Origin of the sequence: Marinagarivorans cellulosilyticus, assembly GCF_021655555.1 — a bacterium.
GTDB lineage: Bacteria > Pseudomonadota > Gammaproteobacteria > Pseudomonadales > Cellvibrionaceae > Marinagarivorans > Marinagarivorans cellulosilyticus.
Genome location: NZ_AP023086.1, coordinates 3,427,098 through 3,447,234, shown reverse-complemented (window position 1 = coordinate 3,447,234; position 20,137 = coordinate 3,427,098). Strand labels below are relative to the sequence as shown.

Annotated in this window: 17 protein-coding genes; 7 read left to right on the top strand and 10 right to left on the bottom strand. The window is 46.1% G+C overall.

The genetic code is table 11. From position 1 onward, the window contains the following. Positions 1 to 98 precede the first annotated feature (98 nt). From MARGE09_RS13835 to MARGE09_RS13820, 4 genes are all read left to right on the top strand, one after another. Positions 99 to 794, top strand: a complete 696-nt coding sequence (locus MARGE09_RS13835) for a DsbC family protein (RefSeq protein WP_236982795.1) — start codon at positions 99 to 101, stop codon at positions 792 to 794. A 156-nt stretch (positions 795 to 950) separates the two neighbouring features. Next, the gene (gene ampD, locus MARGE09_RS13830) at positions 951 to 1,514 is read left to right on the top strand and encodes a 1,6-anhydro-N-acetylmuramyl-L-alanine amidase AmpD (RefSeq protein ID WP_236982794.1); all 564 of its coding nucleotides are present in this window, start codon (positions 951 to 953) and stop codon (positions 1,512 to 1,514) included. A 99-nt stretch (positions 1,515 to 1,613) separates the two neighbouring features. Then, positions 1,614 to 2,456: a regulatory signaling modulator protein AmpE gene (gene ampE / locus MARGE09_RS13825; RefSeq protein WP_236982793.1), complete on the top strand. Its 843-nt coding sequence runs from the start codon at positions 1,614 to 1,616 to the stop codon at positions 2,454 to 2,456. A 297-nt stretch (positions 2,457 to 2,753) separates the two neighbouring features. Continuing rightward, complete coding sequence (locus MARGE09_RS13820) at positions 2,754 to 3,512, top strand: ParA family protein (RefSeq protein ID WP_236982792.1); 759 nt, start codon at positions 2,754 to 2,756, stop codon at positions 3,510 to 3,512. A 312-nt stretch (positions 3,513 to 3,824) separates the two neighbouring features. Here MARGE09_RS13820 and MARGE09_RS13815 read toward each other — a convergent pair whose 3' ends face one another. The 10 genes from MARGE09_RS13815 to MARGE09_RS13770 all read right to left on the bottom strand — a co-directional run bounded on the left by MARGE09_RS13815 (position 3,825) and on the right by MARGE09_RS13770 (position 14,627). Next, a complete protein-coding gene (locus MARGE09_RS13815) occupies positions 3,825 to 4,448 on the bottom strand; it encodes a YceI family protein (protein WP_255711645.1) in 624 nt (207 codons plus the stop codon). 54 nt (positions 4,449 to 4,502) lie between these two features. Continuing rightward, positions 4,503 to 5,057, bottom strand: a complete 555-nt coding sequence (locus MARGE09_RS13810; RefSeq protein ID WP_236982791.1) for a cytochrome b — start codon at positions 5,055 to 5,057, stop codon at positions 4,503 to 4,505. 50 nt (positions 5,058 to 5,107) lie between these two features. Next, entirely contained in the window at positions 5,108 to 7,786 is a 2,679-nt protein-coding gene (gene pepN / locus MARGE09_RS13805) for an aminopeptidase N (RefSeq protein ID WP_236982790.1), read from the bottom strand. A 55-nt stretch (positions 7,787 to 7,841) separates the two neighbouring features. Next, on the bottom strand, positions 7,842 to 8,123 hold the full coding sequence (locus MARGE09_RS13800; protein WP_236982788.1) for a DUF1315 family protein: 282 nt from the start codon (positions 8,121 to 8,123) through the stop codon (positions 7,842 to 7,844). 52 nt (positions 8,124 to 8,175) lie between these two features. Further along, entirely contained in the window at positions 8,176 to 9,024 is an 849-nt protein-coding gene (locus tag MARGE09_RS13795) for a rhomboid family intramembrane serine protease (protein WP_236982785.1), read from the bottom strand. Positions 9,025 to 9,072: 48 nt separating this feature from the next. Beyond that, positions 9,073 to 10,086, bottom strand: coding sequence for a metallophosphoesterase (locus MARGE09_RS13790; protein WP_236982775.1), 1,014 nt, complete (start codon positions 10,084 to 10,086; stop codon positions 9,073 to 9,075). Between the two features lie 10 nt (positions 10,087 to 10,096). Beyond that, positions 10,097 to 11,008 carry an NAD(+) kinase gene (locus MARGE09_RS13785; protein WP_236982773.1) on the bottom strand — a complete coding sequence of 304 codons (912 nt, stop codon included), beginning with the start codon at positions 11,006 to 11,008 and terminating at the stop codon, positions 10,097 to 10,099. Positions 11,009 to 11,141: 133 nt separating this feature from the next. Further along, complete coding sequence (locus tag MARGE09_RS13780; protein WP_236982771.1) at positions 11,142 to 12,287, bottom strand: cyclic nucleotide-binding domain-containing protein; 1,146 nt, start codon at positions 12,285 to 12,287, stop codon at positions 11,142 to 11,144. Further along, positions 12,280 to 13,332, bottom strand: a complete 1,053-nt coding sequence (locus MARGE09_RS13775; RefSeq protein ID WP_236987372.1) for a 1-aminocyclopropane-1-carboxylate deaminase/D-cysteine desulfhydrase — start codon at positions 13,330 to 13,332, stop codon at positions 12,280 to 12,282. Before MARGE09_RS13775 ends, MARGE09_RS13780 begins: the two co-directional genes overlap by 8 nt. A gap of 2 nt (positions 13,333 to 13,334) precedes the next feature. Further along, positions 13,335 to 14,627 (bottom strand): hypothetical protein, encoded by a 1,293-nt coding sequence (locus MARGE09_RS13770; RefSeq protein ID WP_236982769.1) that lies wholly within the window; start codon positions 14,625 to 14,627, stop codon positions 13,335 to 13,337. A gap of 723 nt (positions 14,628 to 15,350) precedes the next feature. On the opposite strand from MARGE09_RS13770, the gene MARGE09_RS13765 reads away from it, so the two are divergent. From MARGE09_RS13765 to MARGE09_RS13755, 3 genes are all read left to right on the top strand, one after another. Further along, a complete protein-coding gene (locus MARGE09_RS13765; protein ID WP_236982767.1) occupies positions 15,351 to 16,007 on the top strand; it encodes an RNA polymerase sigma factor in 657 nt (218 codons plus the stop codon). A gap of 32 nt (positions 16,008 to 16,039) precedes the next feature. Continuing rightward, positions 16,040 to 17,035: a FecR family protein gene (locus MARGE09_RS13760; RefSeq protein ID WP_236982765.1), complete on the top strand. Its 996-nt coding sequence runs from the start codon at positions 16,040 to 16,042 to the stop codon at positions 17,033 to 17,035. Between the two features lie 97 nt (positions 17,036 to 17,132). Next, complete coding sequence (locus MARGE09_RS13755) at positions 17,133 to 20,030, top strand: TonB-dependent receptor (RefSeq protein ID WP_236982763.1); 2,898 nt, start codon at positions 17,133 to 17,135, stop codon at positions 20,028 to 20,030. Positions 20,031 to 20,137: the final 107 nt, after the last annotated feature.

Here is a 20,137-nt window from a genome sequence, read left to right as displayed (position 1 = left end):
TAAAAACTTTTAGAACATTTTAGATGTTTTTACTTCATTTTTAGCCCACCAAAAACAAATACTGCTCACTCCTTATTACTCATTTTAGGAGCGGCCCCGTGAAAGCAGTACTTTTAGCTTTAATATCCCTGAGCTTTTTAAATTATGCCTACGCAAACGAATCTTCGCCAAACCAGCTGCAGCAATATTTTGGCAGCGAACCAATAGAAGTTACCCCCTACGACAAGTACCTGAAAGAAATAACGGTAGGCACAAAAACCTACTTCGCTAGCCTAGATGGGCGCTACATATTTACCGGCCCAATTTTCGATACACAAAGCCGACAAGATATTGTTGAAGTGCGCACTAAAGCGATGCGACACAAGATGCTAGCAAAACTCCCCAAAGACTCTACCCTTACCTACCCCGCAACCACCCAAGAAAAGCATGTGATTACGGTATTTACTGATATTGATTGCGGTTATTGCCGCAAACTACACAGCCAAATCGATGCATTCAATACGCTTGGAGTATCGGTTAGATACGTCATGCTACCCAGAGCAGGGAAAAACACCCGTTCTTTTAAAAAAGCTGTTTCGGCATTATGCAGTGAAACGCCCAACCCTACGATGACCCTCGCGATGATGGGGAATGAAATTGACACAAAAAATTGTTCGAATAACGTAAATCAACAAATGCAACTTGCCAAGCAACTCAACATCACGGCCACCCCCACTATCCTGTTAACTGACGGCAGCCTTACAGTAGGGTATATCACAGCAGACCAATTAATCGATTTGCTATACAAAGCTTAGCGTAGAAATTTTGACAAGAGATCATGGTACACGGAAGTACCGCGATCACTACCAGTGATTGATCACTCTGAAATTAACAGATAAAACTAGACACGCTTGAGCACCAGTCATAAGCTAAAAACTACAATATTTACAGTAATACCAGAATGATCCGCTATGACAAACATCTCCTCAAACGGCACGATCCTAGGTGGCTGGCTAACAAATACTAAGCACTGCCCCAGCCCAAACTTTAATCACCGCCCAGAGGGCACTGATATCAGCTTGTTGGTGATTCACAACATAAGCTTACCGCCCGACCAATTCGACAATAGCTACATCGAGCATTTTTTTTGCAATACCCTCGATTGCACCCTGCACCCCTACTTTGAAAGCATCAAAGACCTGCAGGTATCGGCCCATGCGCTCATAAAGCGTACCGGCGAAATTATTCAATTTGTCAATTTTAACCACCGAGCATGGCATGCGGGCCGCTCAAGTTTTCAGGGACAACCAGAGTGTAACGACTACAGCATTGGCATTGAATTAGAGGGCTCGGACACCACCCCCTACACGGAAGCACAGTACCAGCAATTAATCAGCACCATACGCAAGCTCCAGCACTACTACCCGAGAATAACGGCCGAGCGCATCACAGGTCACAACGTCATTGCGCCGACGCGCAAAACAGACCCAGGACCTTTTTTTGATTGGTCGCGCTTGCAGGATCTTGACCATTAAATTGTCATAAAACATTAATAGTATTCCCGCTGCTACGTAAGCAATAGCAACAACTGCTATAGTAATGCGCTGAATAACACGTGCATAAAGGAACTCTCTGTGCTTCTCATAAGCCTTTTACTCGCCGTTTTCCTAAAACAATTTTGGGAACCTAGCAACCCGCTCCACCATGACAATTGGCTTGCGAGTTACCAACAGCAACTGCTTCGTCATTTAACTAAGATATCAATAACCAACCCCACTGCTGTATTTGCAGTAGGTTTAATAATACCCGTCGCCACCACTGCAGCTATCGACATAGTATTACACCAAGAAAGTAAATTACTTCACCTTATATTTGCTGCAGCCGTATTACTTTATAGCTTTGGACGTGGTGAATTTACCCAGCACATCACGCAATTTATTGTGGCCGAGGCCAAACAAGATTGGGCAAGGGCTAGCGATGCCGCTCAAAAGCTTCACTGCGACACATCCACCTTAGAGAACAACGACTGGCAAGCATTAAACACTCGCTTTTTATCGCAAGCCAGCTATTTGGGCTTTGAGCGCTTTTTTGCCGTCGTGTTTTGGTTTGTTGTATTGGGCCCCGCTGGCGCATTCGCTTACCGATTAACGCAGCTTTGGCTGCAAAGGCTTCCGAGCCAGCCCGTAGCACGTTGGCTATGGGTTATTGAATGGCCCGCTATTCGCATTCTAGGCTTAACCTATGCCGTTACAGGCAACTTCGGCGGCTGCATTAACGCTTGGAAAAAAAGTGTCTTTTGTCAAACCCGCAGCAGCCAATCCGTATTATTAGACAACATGCTAGGTGCACTTGCCGTTGACGAAACCTTAGCGCAAACGCCTGAAGTAACACGGCGAGAGCTTGAAGCATTACAGCAACTTTTATCGCGCACATTGTGGTGCTGGTTAGGCGTTATTGGGGTTTTATACATGATGTAACATTACGGGCATCTCTAACGATGCACTTTTTCCGCGATAGCGGCTTTCAGGTTTTTGCTCCTCGGCATTCGGCTACTAGATCTCTGTTCCTTGCGTTAGTCTAATCAGCAACTTCCCTGCGCCGATGCAAAACCTGTATAGCATTGACTTACAGCGGCTTTGGACACCACTCAGCAGCCTAGCTTATAATCAGTCACCTTCGATGAACTACATCTTAAAATCGTGTGGGCAGCTACAAACTTAATTCGTATACCTATCGAGTAACGCAAGCTTGATAGTCTGATTTTCGAGGTATTTATGGAATCAATTGCGGTATACAACTTAAAAGGTGGTGTTGGCAAAACCACAACTATTGTTAATTTGGCCTACCTAGCAAGTCATGCAAAGCACAGCACCATTTTATGGGATTGGGACCCACAAGCGGCATCAACTTGGTATCTAAACCCAGAGCACACCAAACACCACAGCAAATCGATAAAGTTGTTAAATAAAGGCGTACCTGTTGGCGAGCTTGAAATGCGCACACCCTACCCGCGCTTAAGCCTAATCCCTGCAGACATCAGCCTGCGTAAAGCCGATACCGAACTCAATCTTTTTAAGAACCCTCGTCGTTTAATGAGTAGCCTCGTTACCCCACTGAGTGAGAACACGCGCTACCTTTTTCACGATTGTCCGCCAAGTTTATCGCCCAGCGTTGAATATATTGTTGCATCGGCCGATATTGTCTTGGTACCCATTATCCCAAGCCCTATGTCGATAAGAGCTATCGAGCAAGTTGTGGCCTTTTTTGACGGCAAGAAATACCAACCCAAACAACTGACCGGCTTTTTCAATCAAGTGGATATGCGCCGTGCAATCCACAAAGATACCATCGCAAACCCTAAAACAATGCCCATCCCCATGCTAAAGACGTACATTCCGTACGACTCCAACGCCGAGAAAATGAGCGAGAACAGAATGCCATTGATGGCCTATAGCACTAAAGGTAGAGCCTACAATGCCTACAACAATCTATGGCGAGAAGTGAAAAAACACTTAAAAAAGCAGCAAACTTAGCGCTTAGAAAATACCCATTGCGCCACTAAAACAACCGCGATGGGCACTATACGGCAAGCTCAAAAACACTAAGGGCTTTTGCGAACAAAAAACAACCAGCCGCTACAACCCTTATGGTCACTGGCCTTGAAGCAGTTATCCACACCTTCTTAATCGTTTCATTGAAGTTATTTGTGGATTGACTTTGATATAGCCAAATAGTGTTTGTTTTTTGAGCCAAACACAGAAGGGAAATAACGTTGTTATAGATAATCAATGGGAGGGAAATAATAAAGCGGCTAGCAAACACTAGCCGCTGCAGTTGCCTTGAGGCTATTTTTTACGCACGCCTTCAACGCTTAAAAACAACTCAACTTCAGAAGCTGAAGGCCCCAAAGATTTAGTCAATTCTAAGCCGTAATCTGCAGGTTTAATTGTCAACTTGCCTTCAAATCCATTACGGTAGCCACCCCATGGGTCTTTGCCGCCGCCAATATGCTCAATTTGAATTGTGATCGGCTTAGTTACGCCATGTAAAGTAAAGTTACCTTTTAAATCAGCGGTTTTATCGCCAGTTGGGACATATTCGGTACTGACAAATTTTGCTTTTGGAAAGGCATCCGTGTCCAAGAACTTCTTACCACGTAAATGCTTATCCCTTTCTGCATGCATGCTATCGATGCTGTTTACATCAATATCTACAGAGATTTTATTCTTGCTGGGGTCTTTCTCGTCATAGGTAAAGCCGCCCTCAAACTCATTAAAACGGCCGTACAACCAGCTGTAGCCCAGATGCTTAATGCGAAACTGAATAAATGCATGAGCACCACGAGTATCAATCACATAATCATCCGCACTTACCGCCGGAGTTGCCATTACGCCTGCAGTACTTAAAGCACAGGCTGCAAGCCATTTTTTAGATCGGTTGGACACAGTGTCTAGCATTGGTTGCAACATAATAAGGCTCCTTTTCGCCTAGAGTTAAAGGGTAGATCTATAAATTTAATGAGCCTAAGCGTTTTTATCTAACCCGAGCATACGCTTAAGAGTGAGGTCTTTATCAATAAAATGATGCTTTAAAGCACCAGCAACATGCAGTACGACAAACCCAATGATGAAAAAAGCCACATACTTATGAATATCACCGGCAATATCTTCTAAGTTTGCAATGCCATTAACCGTAGAGGGAATGCCAAAAAGATTGAAGAAATAAAGCGGGTCGCCTTTCGCGGTAGTAATTAAATAACCGGATATAAACATAACAAAAAGCAGTAACATCAAGCTGTGATGCACCGCAACGGACACAATACGCTCTATACGTGAATGCCCGCTTAATGGTTTAGGCTTAGGTGAAAAGCGATACCACACCAAGCGAGCCACAGTCAGCAGCATTAGCACTATGCCAAAACTACGGTGTAAATCTGGCGCCGTGCGATACCAATCATGATAGTAATCTAAGCCTTGCATCCATAAACCCACAGCAAAAAGGCTAAGCACCAGTAAAGCGCTTAACCAGTGTATGCTTCTACTCAATAACCCGAAGCGGGTTGTGGAATTTTTGATCATGTGGGTTTTATCCTGTCTGTATTTTACAGCTCACTTTAAACACATTAAGGCTACAAGCTTTTTGCAACAACTTCGTACACATCTTTAGACAGCGCAGGCTCGCTCTGAATACGCAACAACTGCTCACGCATTAACCCTTGCCGATTAACATCATACTTCTGCCATTTAGTTAGAGGCCCCAGCAAGCGCGAGGCTATTTGCGGGTTTTGCTTATTCAACACCAAAATCTGGTCCGCTAAAAACACATACCCTGACCCATCAATAGCATGGAAGTTCACAGCATTTTGATTGCAAAATACACTCACAACACTACGAATCTTATTTGGGTTTGCACTATCGTAGGCGGGGTGCTTCAGCAAAGCCTCTACGCGCTTTAAGGCGCCAGGGGTGCTATCTGCAGCCTGCACAGACAGCCACAAATTAACCACTAACGCTTCGTCCTTCCAGCGCTCGTAAAATTGCGCTAACGCATCTACCCTTTCCTTAGCCGCTAACGGTGCTGTGCAATCGACCAGAGCGCTCATTGCCGCCGATTCATCAGTCATATTATCGGCATTATTAAACTGCTTCACACACAGCGCCAAAACCTCTTCGGTTGGCTTGACCATTAAATACTCAAGCGCTACTTTTTTAAGGCTACGCAGTGCCACATCATTAGCATTGAATGCATAAGCTTTTGTCGACAAGCAACGGTTATACACCGCTAACCACAAATCAAAACATTGCTCAGCAATAGCCGCTTTAACCGCATTACGCGCCTGATGAATAAGCTCCACTTCAATCGGGGTCGCTAAGCCACTCATGTACGCCTGCGAAGGCAGCGTACACATCAGCGCAACCATGGCAGGGTCTAGCGCCTCATTAGTCAGCAACTCTTTTACAGCATTTAACAAAAGCGGCTCTAATTGCCACTCTTCTTGTTTACGCAAAGCGGCCATCACATCAAAAATCGCCACTACAGCCAATTGTTGCATGGCATCAAAACGGGCAAAGCCATCGCTATCTTGCGTAGTTATTCGTAACAAGTCCGCCTTTTTATAAGGGTAAGCAGACTTAACTGGCGCAGAAAACCCACGAAATAACGATGGTACAGGCTCTTCCTGTACATCGTTAAATACAAACGTTTGCTGTGCCTCGGTTAACTCTAGAACCACCTCAGTCTGGGGCTGAGCTTGGCTATCCAGGGTCAACGGTAGCAATCCCGCTTTACCTAAAAGCGAAACATTCACGGGAATATGGTAAGGCTTTTTATCGCTGCCTTTCGCTTCCGGTGTATCTGGGCAATACTGCTCGAAAGTTAAAGAAAAAGTTTTCGCTTGGGCACAATAATCACCTTCAGCTTTTACCACCGGTGTGCCTGCTTGGCTGTACCAATATTTAAACTGGCTAAAATCACGCCCCGACACCTCTGCCATTGCAGCGGTAAAATCTTCAATTGTCGCCGCCTCACCATCGTGACGTTCGAAATATAAATCACTACCCTGCCTAAACAATTCAGGCCCTAGCAACGTGTGATACATACGCACAACTTCTGCGCCTTTTTCATAAATGGTCAACGTATAGAAGTTAGAAATCTCCATAAACGAAGCCGGTTGCACAGGATGCGCCATCGGGCCACCATCTTCAGCAAACTGCAGTGTTCGCATGACATTCACATCTTCAACACGCTTGACCGTTCGCGAGCCCATATCAGACGAAAACTCTTCGTCCCTAAATACCGTAAAGCCTTCTTTAAGACTTAGCTGAAACCAGTCTCGGCAAGTCACACGATTGCCGGACCAGTTGTGGAAATATTCGTGCGCCACCACTCCTTCTACCCGCGCAAAGCCGGCATCAGTTGTCGTTTTAGGGTTTGCCAACACACAAGAGGTGTTAAAAATATTCAATCCCTTATTTTCCATCGCCCCCATATTGAAATCGTCAACAGCCACAATCATAAAAATATCCAGATCGTATTCGCGACCATAGACTTCTTCATCCCATTTCATTGCGTTTTTTAAAGACGCCATAGCGTGCTCACATTTATCGAGATCTTTAGGCTCGACAAATATTTTAAGTACAACGTTACGTCCAGAGCAGGTAATAAAATTATCCTCAACCACCTGTAAATCGCCCGCAACTAAGGCAAATAAATAGGCCGGCTTTTTAAACGGATCATGCCATGTGGCACTATGAAAACCATTTTCCAGCTGTTCACTGGCAACCAAGTTACCGTTAGAAAGTAATACAGGGAATTGCTGCTTATCGCCGATTACTGTTGTCGTAAATTCACTGAGCACGTCAGGCCGGTCAAGGTAGTAAGTAATCTTCCTAAAACCTTCGGCTTCACATTGCGTGCAATACATAGTGCGCGACTTATAAAGCCCTTCCAGCGAAGAGTTTGTCGCTGGCGATATTTCCGTCACACAAGTTAAGGTGAATGCGTCTGGTACGGCATGTATCGTTAGACTTTCTTCTTCAACACAGTAATCCGCAGCAGTTAATGCCTTATTATTGAGTTGCAAGCGAACTAGCTTTAGATCTTGGCCGTGTAACGTCAAACTCTGGCTAGGCGCCGCCTTGGGGTTTGCAACACACTGCAAAACCGACGTCACCGTTGTTTTTTCTGGATCCAACTGAAAAGTCAGATGTGTTTTTTCAATAAGAAATGCTGGCGGCAAATAGTCTTTTAGGTAAATAGTCGTTGGCGAGTTTTTGTCAGTCTGATTTACAGCAGTATTTGCAGTCATGGAATGCCTTACAGAAATAAGAGTATTAGAATTAAACGTTACAAATCGAGCAAACTTAATCTTGCGCCCAATTTAATGGCTTTTCTTCCGTGTGGATGTGGCTTTCATCAGCGCACGGGCTTGTTTTAGGTGGAACAAACCCGGTCCTTTCACTTGGTGCTTTGCAGTGATTTTCATAAACAATCACCGCCTTGATGCAGGTCGCTTTTTGCTCGTCGGTCAGTTTGTCACCATTAGGCCAGCGGCCAATTGCTATCGCATTTTGGAAGCGAGTATGTATCTCAGGCGTCATCGCCGATAAAATATTATTAATTTCAAGCGTATTATTAGTCGTCATTTATCTGCCATCTTGTTTTGGCTAAAAATAAGTCTTTACGTGTGTGGCTAAGTTACAAATAGCGTTTTTTCAATGCATCTTTATTGGCGATGAGTGCTAGCACCGCACCGGCCACCGCACCGCCTAAATGTGCCCCATTACCCATTTGCACTCCAAAAAACTGTTCAAAAAACGGGGTAAATCCGGCAAATAGCCATACTGCCAGCATGATGTACATGCCTTTAGGTAAGGCAAATGCCTTTGCAGGCTGCAGAACCTGTGTCACGCCATTAAAGGTAAACAAGCCAAAGACAATACCCGATAAGCCGCCAAACATAGGCGATTGTGACCAGCTATATTGCAAAACATTGCCTGCCACGCCAGAAATAAAACACAACCAAGCGTAATAACGTATACCCCATAAACGCTCGATCCAACTGCCAATTTGCAACATTGCCGCGGCATTAAATACGATGTGAGCAATAGAGAAGTGCAAAAAAACCGGCGTGAATATTCGCCAAGGCTCCGCCCATTGCCACTTTTCGATTAGGGCTTTACTGCCAAAGATTTTAATCGGCGTATAAGTCATGCTTTCATAAAATGCGGCAATAGGCCCGACCACTGCCGCATAGCCTAAGCCGCCCAATGCGATTAACAGCCATGTTACGGGTGACCGCATTAACCAAAGCAGTAAATTAAACGAAGGGGCAGCTTGCTCCTCCTCAGCAACCTCCAGCTGGCCTGCAACAAAGTCATCGACGAGTGCTTTAGCATGATTTAATTGACCGGCATCAGCCAACCATAACCACTGCTGCCCTTGCTCTTCGGTAAAGCGGTGAGCAATGCCTTGCTGATGGAAAGCTTGACTTAAGCGCGACAAGTCTAAATCTAGCGGAAAGCGCGCAACACAATTTGCCGACATCAGCACACCTTTCGCATAGAGCTATGGATTAAGCAAAACCACGTGGCTTTAGTGTGTCGACTCGGCCTTATCCACTGAAACCCAACAAAATTTCCTGTCATCAAGCTGCTGCTCCCCATCAAAGCGATATGCGACTAGTTTTCCGTACTTTACGGCACTGTAGTCTAAACAGGCCACATTAGAACGCAATGTTTTTGGCGTGCCTTGCAACCAATAGTGACCAATAAAAACAGGCTTTTCATGCGCATTATAATGAACTAAGCGCGCCCTTTCGGCATCGCTAAGCGGCGTATTAACGAGGTACTCAGGTAAAGGGTCGGGCTGAAAAACAACATCGGCGTAAGTTTTGGGGTTTTGCGACCAAAAGCGGGTACGAAATAAACTGCGCTCTACACCATCGCGCCCAACGATTACAACACCTGGAGGCAGATGCATAGAAGTGCCTCGCGTTAAGCGCCCCAGCACTGCAGCTTCGAAACTTTTTGGATTTTCAGAGGCGCGAATAAAAGCATCGTCAACGACCGCGGTGTGGTTTTGATCGTGAAACTCAGCTATTAAAGGCGCATCCCAGCACGCGTGCACAACCCTTACTTTAGGTTTTTCAATAAAAAGCGGCAAGGTCCTAAACCACGTTAACATGGACTCCCAATCTTGTGCATGGTCTTCAAACTGCTCAAGGGTTTCTGCAATTAAGCGGTCGTGATGCGCTGTATGGGGGCGCAAATAACGCAAATTGCCACCATCATTCAATAGCGTAAAGTAGGCTATTGCATAAAATTCGTGATTCCCTAAAACGCATTCGGCTTGGCCCGATTCACACATGTCACGAACAATATGCAGCGCCTCTCTAACCCTTGGGCCACGATCAACAATATCGCCGACAAATAGCGTTTTGCGACTAGGGTGATAATAACCTTGGTCGTCTTTTGCGTACCCCATTTGCAGAAGTAATTTAACTAATGTATTCGCACAACCGTGTACATCACCAATAATGTCGTACCGCGAATGATCATCGTGCTCTGTTCGTTGTCTGTTCGGTGTAGTACTGCTTTGTTCACTCACCCATTACCACCTACTCTTCAAAATCGTTGAATGCCGAACCTTCTGAGGCTTGGCGCGCCGCCCAGCCAAGCTTAGAGCGACAAACCTGATAAAAGCGATGCCCCTTTGGATGAATCAAATCAATGCAATCAGGGCTTTTTGTAATTGCGACCTCATCACCCGTTTGCGTCACAATATGTACCTGTCCATCACAGGTTACATGAGGGTGAACATCACGCTGCTCACCTACCACTAATCGAATATCACTACCGCCAGATACAACAATCGGGCGACTACTTAAGGTATGCGGGTTCATCGGCACCAAAACAAGTGCATCAAGCGAGGGGTGCATAATTGGCCCGCCACCACTTAAAGCATAGGCCGTAGAGCCGGTTGGCGTGGAAATAATCAAGCCATCAGAGCTTTGCCGATACACAAACGTCTCGTCAATATAAAGCTCGAAGTCAATCATGCGAATAAATTGACCAGGGTGTAACACTACATCATTTAACGCTAGCGACTGGCCAATGACTTGCTGGTTACGGCTCACTGTTGCTTGCAACAAAAAACGCTGCTCGCGCTCGTAGCTGCCATCAAGCACTTCGCCAACTTTTAGCTCAATATCTTCTGGTGATATATCCGTCAAAAAGCCTAACCGGCCGCGGTTAATCCCTAACAATGGCACACCAGTGCCAGCCATTAATCGAGCACTGCCCAGCAAACTGCCATCGCCACCAACCACAATGACAAGATCGCATAAACTGGGAAGCTGCTCTCGACGGACGCGAGTAACGCTGGCGTCGGGAACAACCGCACCGGTTTCATTATCGAGAAGAATTTTAACGTTGCGCTCATTCAAAAATGCCACTAAACGTTTTAATGAATAGGCAACAGCTTCGCTGCCTAGACGACCAATCAGGCCAACGCAAGAAAACTCGCTCATTTGGGTTTTGCCTTTGTAAAGGATACTGAAACTCAAAGCGCCGCTTCGCCGGCGTAAACGCAAATAACAAGAGCTCGCCTTAAGTTAATAAGCAGTGATTATAGAGGATTTTGGTGTCAATACGGAAAAACGGCTAAGGCGCGATAGTGTTATCTATAAATTGTACACGCCCATCAATAAAACAGCGGGCCTGCGATGTGCTAATAATCGGGCGCCAAGCTTCATCATTAATGCCGCCAGCAAGCATAGCTACCTGAAACCCAGACGCTAACAAATGCGTAGCCGCTTGCGAGCGCCTCCCTGTATCGCAACAAAAAAGATACCGCTTAGCTACATCAAAATACGTTACCACCTGATGCAATTGCGACAGGGGTAATGATACCGCTGTTGGAATATGACCTTGCAGGTACTCTTCACGAGTTCTTACATCAATAAGGCAAGTTGTTTCACCAAAATCAGACTCAGCTTGCGCACGAACAAACTTCGGATAATCCCACTGATTAATAGACGGATACTCCTGTAACTGCCGAAAGGCCTCGCGCCCTAAACGCAAGACAATGCCATCTTCCAGCATAGTAACGCTAGCACTGTGAACACAATCGTTTAGCAGTACCTCTTCAGCAAAACAGTCGCCCGGCGCAATATTCGCTGCAAAGTTAACCTGGCCAGCTGTTGCTCGGCTAATAGCCGCACGCCCTTGGCGAATAAAGTAACAACTGTCGCCGGCGTCACCTTGTACAACAATATTATCGCCTGCTCGCACTTTAACCTCGGTCATTGCCCGCAAAATTTGCTCTACATTCACCGCCGGCACTTGCCTAAAAAGTGCCGAGTGCAATACTGTTCGCATCCAATCGGGTAACGGCGATTGCGCAAAGCGCTGCTCTAAATCGTGCTCGGCGTACTGTAAAACTTGGCTACACGCTAGTGCTTGATCCAAGGCATCAGAATCAATTCGTAAAACTACACAATCACTGGCTGCAAGCCCACGACACGCTCTGGGCTGAACGTTAGCCAGCGGGTACTGTGCGGCAAAGTCCGAATGCAAAACCTTTAGCATCAAGCCTGAGCTAAATTGTAGTTCGACGCCGCCGCGTAAAAGGTAAACATGTTTTCCATCAAAAATATCTTGCTCAAATAAGCGCTGGCCGGCATATACCTGCTGCACTTGGGCACTAGCCAACACATCAGCACGGTATTCAGGCAGCATCGCTTTCAAGGGTACCAAATGTTGCTGCGCTGCATCTTTAGCCAAAGTACCCAGCACCGAATTAGACATGCGCAATCACCTTATGAGTTGACAGACTGCGCCGGCCCTGTAGGCCACCGGTATGTATTAACAGCACCCGCTGCCCCGCAGCCCAAGCGCCCTGCTGCGCCAGCGCAACCACACCACTAAGCATTTTCCCGGTATACACTGGGTCTAAAGGTATCCCCGTAGTAACACTCAACTGGGAAATCGCATCGGCATACTCGCCTTTTGCAGGGCCGTACCCCCCTTGATGCAAATGCGTATGCAATTGCCAGCCTATCGGGGGTTCTTTACGGTACTCATTCAACTGTACTTCTGGCGCTAACCTTCGGCGTAGCACATGCGCCATCGCTAAGGCGCGGCGGCAATATTGCTGATTGAGCTTTGCGCTGCCTTTCAGCATTAATAAGCCATGCACCGAAACCGGCGTTTTGCTCGCTGCCATAATCCCTGCCAAGCTGGCGCCGGTACCTGCGGCAATAACCACAGCGTCATAATCGGGGTTTTCGCGCTGCACACAACGCCAGTATTCGGCCATGCCGAGCGCCCCGCGCAAATCGCCTCCGCCTTCAGGAACAATATAAACACCGGGAAGATTTAAATCCCACTGGGCCTTAAGCGCGATTAAATGTTTATGCCTGTAATCCGAGCGCGACACAAATTTAAGTCGCATACCCATAGCTTCGGCATCGCCGAGTGTTGGGCTTAAGATCGCCGGGCGCTCCCCTCGTATAATACCGACAGTGTTAATCCCCAACTCAAACCCCACCCGTGCTAAAGCATAGATATGATTCGAGTAAGCGCCGCCAAAGGTCGCGATAGTATGCGCCCGCAAAGCTAACGCACGCTGTAAATGAAAGTGTAATTTATACAGCTTGTTACCACCGAGGTATGGGCATAACAAATCTTCGCGCTTAATATCAACAACAATACCTTGTGCCGAAAACTCTCTGTGAGTAACCGGCTCAATAGGTGCAAGTTGTGCAATATCCGCTATCGATTGGCGCCACCAAAGTGCATTTAACAAACGCTTGGGAACGTCTTTAGTAGTTTTATAGCTAGGCTTTATCATCACTACGCGCTGCTACGGTGTTTATCGCAGCAATCGGATGCGCCGGGCAAATACTGCTCTGGGCTGTCTATGCGCATCACGTCAACGCCACAATACTCGCCATTGCTGTCTTGCGCCCGGCATACAGGCGCGTGAAAATGCGCTAACCAATCGAGATAAACAGCTTGGGTAACATTGCAAAACGCGGCCACAAAACCAATGGGGTTAGCCAAATAAAGTGCAATATCGTCGGCAGGAATGGCGATATGCCCAAGCCCAACTTGATATGTCATAAAGGTAATGCCTTTATCACTTAGCTTATGCAGAACATCGTTACCAGAAGTTTGTTCCAGCTCAGCAATGCGAAGTCGTAGTTTGGTAATTTCTTCATGCAATTGCGATTCGCGCTCGGCTCGATACATCAATTCCACTTCGCGCCAATTCAACAGCTCTTTATATTCACTTTCTGCATTGGCAACCTGCTCGCTGGCTTCGGTTTCATAATGCTCACGTAAAGCCCGAATATAATCCGATTCACAACCTTTGGTCTTTTCCAGTTTTAATTCGTAATACTCACGCACCTCAGCCAGTTTTTTTTCTTTTCCGGCAACCGATTGCTCTAGGGTGGCTAGTTGCTCTTTAGCGCTATCAAACTGGCGCACCTGATCGGCTAGCTGCACCTGCAGCGTCGCTAATTTTTGTTCGTATTCAGTTTTGGTTTGCTCAAGCTGCGCCATCGTTTGCGCCATACCATTAGCGCCTAACATTTGGTTTTGTAAAAGCTGCGCAAGTTGCGCCTCAACGCCGGCAGAAATACCACTGGCCTGCCCTACGCCAGCTTGTGCCTCCTGGGCTGGATCTTCAGCAACAGCTTGTCGACTTAAACCCAGCCGATTAACGGCAATTGCCCCTTGGATCCACTCCAATATTTTACTGCCTGCCCCTAAATCCGGCGCCCATAGCATCTCGGTGTAGCGGGCATCGGGGCATTGTTTGGCTGTAGCCGTTCGCATTGCGCCTGCGCCTAAGTTGGGCCCTGGCTGAGCGGTTCTGGCTAAGTTGACTAAAGGAACGTTCCAGCTAGCTTCTACCCAGCCCTCATCATCAAAAGACAGCTTAAAAAATACCGCAGACTTAGGCTTTAAATCTGGGCTCAGCTCCAGATAAACAGCCTTGGCATCGCGCCCTGCCCACTCTATTTCTGGCGTAAAACCTTCTAATAACGCTTCAAATTCCGAATACAGCAATTCTTTTACTACGCCTTCAGGCGCAAAAAATAATACGGCACTTTGGCTGTCTTCCCGGCTACTGAACATAGCGGCTCGTCTACCTTATGGGTCTGTAGTTATCATCACAAAAGCGCTTTGTACCATATAAAGGCAACAAATGCTGCTCTATCAAAAAGTCGCAATTCGGCGAACTCTAGTCGATATAACTATAGGAGAATAACGGGCCGCTATGTAGCTCAATATGCCATAAGGCGCGAAAAAAACCTCGAAAGGCGCACGAAGGTACATCTTAGGTATAGGAATCACCGAGTCAACAAGGAAAGCCAAGCTCGCTGCTGGAGCTTAGCCAAAGGGGAAATGAACATATAACGGCAGGCTCCCGCCCAACCTTCAACACATTGTTACTAACATCACTTGCTGATGACTGATTTCAAACGCTATTGCCAAAGCCATTAAGTACCACATCGAACAGAACTACCAACAGATCAGAGCTTTGCACCGGTTGCATTCTAAAACACCTCCGCCAGCACAAAATCAATTCACATCACATCAGAAAGCCCCCTTCTGATGAATCTCACCGCATTACATGCGCACTTATAGCTTCCCACAAAAAATGCACAACTGTTACCATATCCACCACAAGCAATACAATTATCACTTTATTTTGTGACAAAGCCCGCAACCTTAGGCGTCACTTTGAAATCTATCAGCTAAGCGAGACCTGCGTCCTGCCCATCGTGTATTGTTTATTTTGCAAGCACAGTATGATCATCCACCAAGATGTATTAAGCGCCACAACGACTACATGCCATGAACACAACAAAAAATAACAAAAAGCACGAGCGTAACAACGCCTCAGCAGCATCAAACAAAAGCGGCGCCACAGCACGCAACCCAAAAACTCACGCGCAAGCTAAGCCCCACTTCGCTGAAGTTTTTTTAAAGGCTTTACCGTCTCTACGAAAAGTTGTCACTCGGATTATGCTGTCGAACCAAGATACCGATGATTTATTACAAGAAGCGTTTGTCAGGGGGTTAAGCGCCAGCAAGCGTAGCGATATTCACTCACTCGAAGATTACCTTTTTGTCGTTGCCCGTAATCTCGCACTCAAAGAGCGCACAAAACACCAAAACAACCTAGGTAATGTACTTAGCGAGCTGGAATCAGAACTAGACACCCTAGAGAGCCCGGCGCCGAGCCCCGAAGAAAGTGTTTATAATCGAAATCGTTTTAATGCTTTTATTCAAGCAGCCAACACGTTGCCAGAGCAGTGTCAGCGAGCTTTTTTACTTAAGCATGTACATGGATGCAGCCAAAAGGAAATTGCCAAAATAATGAAGATCACTGAAAGCACCGTTGAAAAACACATCGCCAAAGGTCTGCGCCGCTGCGCCAACGAACTTGAAAAGCTAGATTATTTAAAACAGCGCAAAGCCTCCACCCGAGCATTAGCCGCTGAAGTTTAATTTTTTACTTTTAACCTAGCCTTCAAAATGTTATGAGCCAGCCATCACATAAAGCCATCGAGCACCAAGCAAGCCTTTGGGTTGTTAAAATAGACAACAGCCCGTTATCGCCTCAAGAACATGCTGAATTTATGCACTGGGTTAAAGCCAAGCCGGAGCACAAAATTGCGTTTGAGCGCCTGGCACGCTGGCAAATTAGCATTAACCAGCTGCCCGAGTTATCGGCCAGCAATATAACGCAAGTTACCCCCACCTATGCAAGCAAACCTAAAACAGCAATATCGCTTAAAATACTAAGCCCCGTAGCAGCAATATTTTGCCTGCTAGTAATTACATTTGTAATAACAGCCCGCCACCAAAATCCTATTGCCGAGCCAATTATTTATCAAACGGAAATAGGCGAACAAAAGACAATTACATTACCCGATGGCTCTATTGTTACATTAAATACCGGCAGTAGCCTCCAAGCGCACTACAACAACCAAACGAGAGCAATAACCTTAATTCAAGGTGAAGCTTTTTTTGAAGTATTTAAAGATAAAAAACGTCCCTTTGAAGTTACTGCAAACAATAAAATGGTTCGCGCAGTAGGAACCGCATTCACAGTTTTTGCTAAAAAAAATAGCGCCATTGAAGTGATGGTAACCGAAGGCCGTGTTGAGCTTGCCAATACTCAACAAGCCAGCAGCAACACAATTGCCTTTTTAGACCAAGGCCAACTGGCACAATTAAATGCTGAAAACAATCTTCAGGTCTCCAACGTATCTGCAAATGAGATACGACAAAAGCTTGCCTGGCAACAAGCTATGCTACAGTTTAACGGCGAAGAATTAGCACAGGTCGTTACTGAACTCAGTCGGTATTCGGGCAGCACCTTCATAATTGCATCACCCGCACTGGCAAATAAACGCATCGGCGGTTATTTCAAAGCTAATGATGTGAATGCCTTTTTAAGCACCCTGACATCCCAATTCAATATTGATGCCCATACCGACGAAACGGGCGCCATTGTCCTCACCGAACGTTAAGCGGTTGAAACCCCACTTCGCAACTAACAGACAAGGACAGCAAGCCCACAAAAGCGTTAAATCAATAGCAAAAGCATGGTTGTTTTGTTTATTTTTATTGAGTCATTCAGTTGGATTATTCGCAACTGAAAAAAACTTTCTTGAATTTTTTATTCCCCCAAGCACACTCGATATCGCCCTTAACAGTATTGCAGAGCAGGCCGATATTTCCATAATTTACGATTATGACTTGGTGCAAAATAGCTATGGCCACCCAGTTATTGGGCTGTACACGATTCAACAAGCCCTTGGCGCACTATTAAAAGACACGCCTTACGCAGCGTCTAAAAACAAGGCGGGCATATTTACTCTTATCGCTCGCGATCTGCAAGCTATGCCACCTCAAATACCCCCGCCTATGGCCATAACAACACCTTACCTAGAAGAAACCTTAGTCACGGGCTACCGCTCGAGTTTGCAACGCTCGCTATTTATTAAACGGCACTACGAAGGCGTTATTGATGTTATTCAAGCACAGGATATTGGCAAATTCCCCGATGCAAATGTTGCAGAAGCTCTACAACGTATTACCGGCGTAGCCATTGAACGTAATGGTGGCGAAGGCCAATACCTTACAGTTAGGGGGTTTGGCCCGGAATTTAACACAACACTAATTAACGGCAGAACAATCGCCACAGACAACCAAGAGCGCGGATTTTCATTTGATATATTGCCGGCCAAATTAATATCACAAGCACAGGTTTTAAAAACTCCTAATGCAATACAGCAAGATGGGAGCATCGGCGCCAATATTCAATTAACAACCCCGCGCCCTTTCGACTTCATTAATAGCAAAGACTTAAGCTACTTTGCCGCTAGCGGCCAGATAACGCAAAACTCAATTAGTCACAAGAACACCCTTGAAACATTTGCTCTAGCCAGTCATAACCGGCAAACGGGTAATTCAAAGGTTGGCATTTTAGCAGCAATTGTCGATAGCAATCGTAGCAATCGCACTCAGGGCTACTCGACTGAAGGCTTCCGAAATACAGATATTAGAGTACTCAGCGAAAATAAAGAGCAAGTGGATACCATCAAAAATGCTTATGTTCCTCGCTCTTTTCGACTGTACCAAACGGAAGCCGAACGAGAACAAACCAGTATGGTTATTGCCGGGCAGGCACAATGGAGGGTGGACACTGGCGCCTCGCTCAATAGCAGTATCGATATTCTCTCCACGCGCTTTAACGACAGCGCCATGCTGTCAGGTTTTCAAGCTTATTTTGAAGACAGCTTTTTAGAGATATCCCTTGACGAAAACAATACCGCAACACAGTTTGTGCGTGCCGGCAAAGATACGCTCGCTCAATTACCTGATGATATTCGCCAGCAACTCGGGGGCAGCGCCCAAGGTAACGACAGCATTCTTGTTGATAAAAGTCGGCCCGTTGCCAACGAGCTGTACGGCATCAATCTCGAATGGGACAGTCACTTTCCCCAAAGCCAAAGCCCCTATCAAATCACGTTAGACTACGCCTATAGCCAGGCAGAAAATTTGACCGGCGGCCTACCTTTTTCGTCGCAAGGCTTTAGCGCCACGAGTGATGCGAAATGGACTTTAGGCACCACCACGCAAGCCCCAAGTTACAGCTTTGGTGACAGCCAAGTTACAGACCACCCACTCGCAGCACACTTTTTAGGTCGCTTTGGCGGCAATACTCAAGACACTATTCGAGAGTTTGAAATCACATCAAAATGGGAGCTTGATAATAACGACGGCTTAAAGGCTTTTACGGGGGGCGTGTTGCAGCACCGCCGAGTCAAACAATACACAAGCTTAGAAACCACCTACCCGCGCAACTGCGCTTACTGCGGCAGGCACAATGTTTTTTCAGCACACGCTCTCGCCGCGCTTGGCCTTGAGTATTCTGATGTTTTTCAAGTCGTGCCGATAACCGCTGATTTTGCAGGCGGGCTAGATCATCAAGCACCAAATGCTTGGTACCGCTATGATATCGATACATTAACAACCATTCTCGAAAGCGATGCCTTTATCAATGCCGGCCCTATTGACCCGCAAACGATTCGCGACCGTTTTGGCATAACCGATAGTTTTAGCGGAATTGGCTTTGATGCCATTGAGCTCGAACGCGCCAGTTACCGCATCGCAGTAACCGTCAATTCCGTATTTGGGCAATTAGATTTAGCAGGGCAATGGGGATCTTTATTGTGGTCGGGAAATATAGGCGCACGCTATAGCACAACAGAAACTATCGCCCAGGGCACACAAGCGCAAGTGGCGTCTATTGTACGGGCCAGTGATGATGACCAACTAGATATCACTTATTTAGCGGACCAACCCTATACCAACAAGCACCGCTATGATCACGTTTTACCCTCGGTGAATTTTTCTTTTAACCCTTCAGCCTTGTGGTATTTTCGCCTTTCTAGCAGTAAAACAATTACCAGGCCCAACCTATACGATCTAGGACAAGAAGCACGTTTACACCCGAGGGCTGGAAGCGCTATTCAGTACCAGGGTAACCCTAACTTATTACCTTACGAATCCATCAATACCGATTTAGCCGCTGAATGGTATTTCAAAGAAAATAGCTTTATTGGCATCAACTTATATTATAAATCAATCAGTCATTTTGTTAGCGCCGGCAGCCAAAGTATCGAAATTGACGGCACTCACTTTACACAAATACAACCGACTAACCAGGAATCTGCCAAGGCCAATGGTTTAGAGTTTGCACTGCAGCATACCTTCCTCAGTGGCTGGGGCCTGCAAGCAAACTACACTTACACAGCAAGCAGTGCACAATTTTTAATCGATGAAACCAATACCGGCACACAGACCTTCGCTATAGAAGGGCTTTCACCTACAACATATAACCTTGTTGGTTTTTACGAAAACTCGCGCTTTTCAGCAAGGGCCAGTTTTAATTGGCGGCAAGAATACCTTCGAGCCGTAGTGGGTGCACAATCACAACCCGAAAGCGCACAAAGTTAGGGCCAACTCGACGTAAACTTGCGTTACCACATCACACCATATTTATCAGTATTTGCTGAAGGTACTAATGTGCTTAAAGAAAAAACGCGGTTATTTTCTATTTATAA

Excerpts from the sequence above, each read along its gene's own strand:
- MARGE09_RS13770 (WP_236982769.1), bottom strand. The coding sequence starts at position 14,627 with ATGTTCAGTAGCCGGGAAGACAGCCAAAGTGCCGTATTATTTTTTGCG.
- MARGE09_RS13815 (WP_255711645.1), bottom strand. The coding sequence starts at position 4,448 with ATGTTGCAACCAATGCTAGACACTGTGTCCAACCGATCTAAAAAATGG.
- MARGE09_RS13810 (WP_236982791.1), bottom strand. The coding sequence starts at position 5,057 with ATGATCAAAAATTCCACAACCCGCTTCGGGTTATTGAGTAGAAGCATA.
- MARGE09_RS13820 (WP_236982792.1), top strand. The coding sequence starts at position 2,754 with ATGGAATCAATTGCGGTATACAACTTAAAAGGTGGTGTTGGCAAAACC.
- ampD (WP_236982794.1), top strand. The coding sequence starts at position 951 with ATGACAAACATCTCCTCAAACGGCACGATCCTAGGTGGCTGGCTAACA.
- pepN (WP_236982790.1), bottom strand. The coding sequence starts at position 7,786 with ATGACTGCAAATACTGCTGTAAATCAGACTGACAAAAACTCGCCAACG.
- MARGE09_RS13765 (WP_236982767.1), top strand. The coding sequence starts at position 15,351 with ATGAACACAACAAAAAATAACAAAAAGCACGAGCGTAACAACGCCTCA.
- MARGE09_RS13785 (WP_236982773.1), bottom strand. The coding sequence starts at position 11,008 with ATGAGCGAGTTTTCTTGCGTTGGCCTGATTGGTCGTCTAGGCAGCGAA.
- MARGE09_RS13780 (WP_236982771.1), bottom strand. The coding sequence starts at position 12,287 with ATGTCTAATTCGGTGCTGGGTACTTTGGCTAAAGATGCAGCGCAGCAA.
- MARGE09_RS13775 (WP_236987372.1), bottom strand. The coding sequence starts at position 13,332 with ATGATAAAGCCTAGCTATAAAACTACTAAAGACGTTCCCAAGCGTTTG.
- MARGE09_RS13800 (WP_236982788.1), bottom strand. The coding sequence starts at position 8,123 with ATGACGACTAATAATACGCTTGAAATTAATAATATTTTATCGGCGATG.
- MARGE09_RS13760 (WP_236982765.1), top strand. The coding sequence starts at position 16,040 with ATGAGCCAGCCATCACATAAAGCCATCGAGCACCAAGCAAGCCTTTGG.
- MARGE09_RS13795 (WP_236982785.1), bottom strand. The coding sequence starts at position 9,024 with ATGTCGGCAAATTGTGTTGCGCGCTTTCCGCTAGATTTAGACTTGTCG.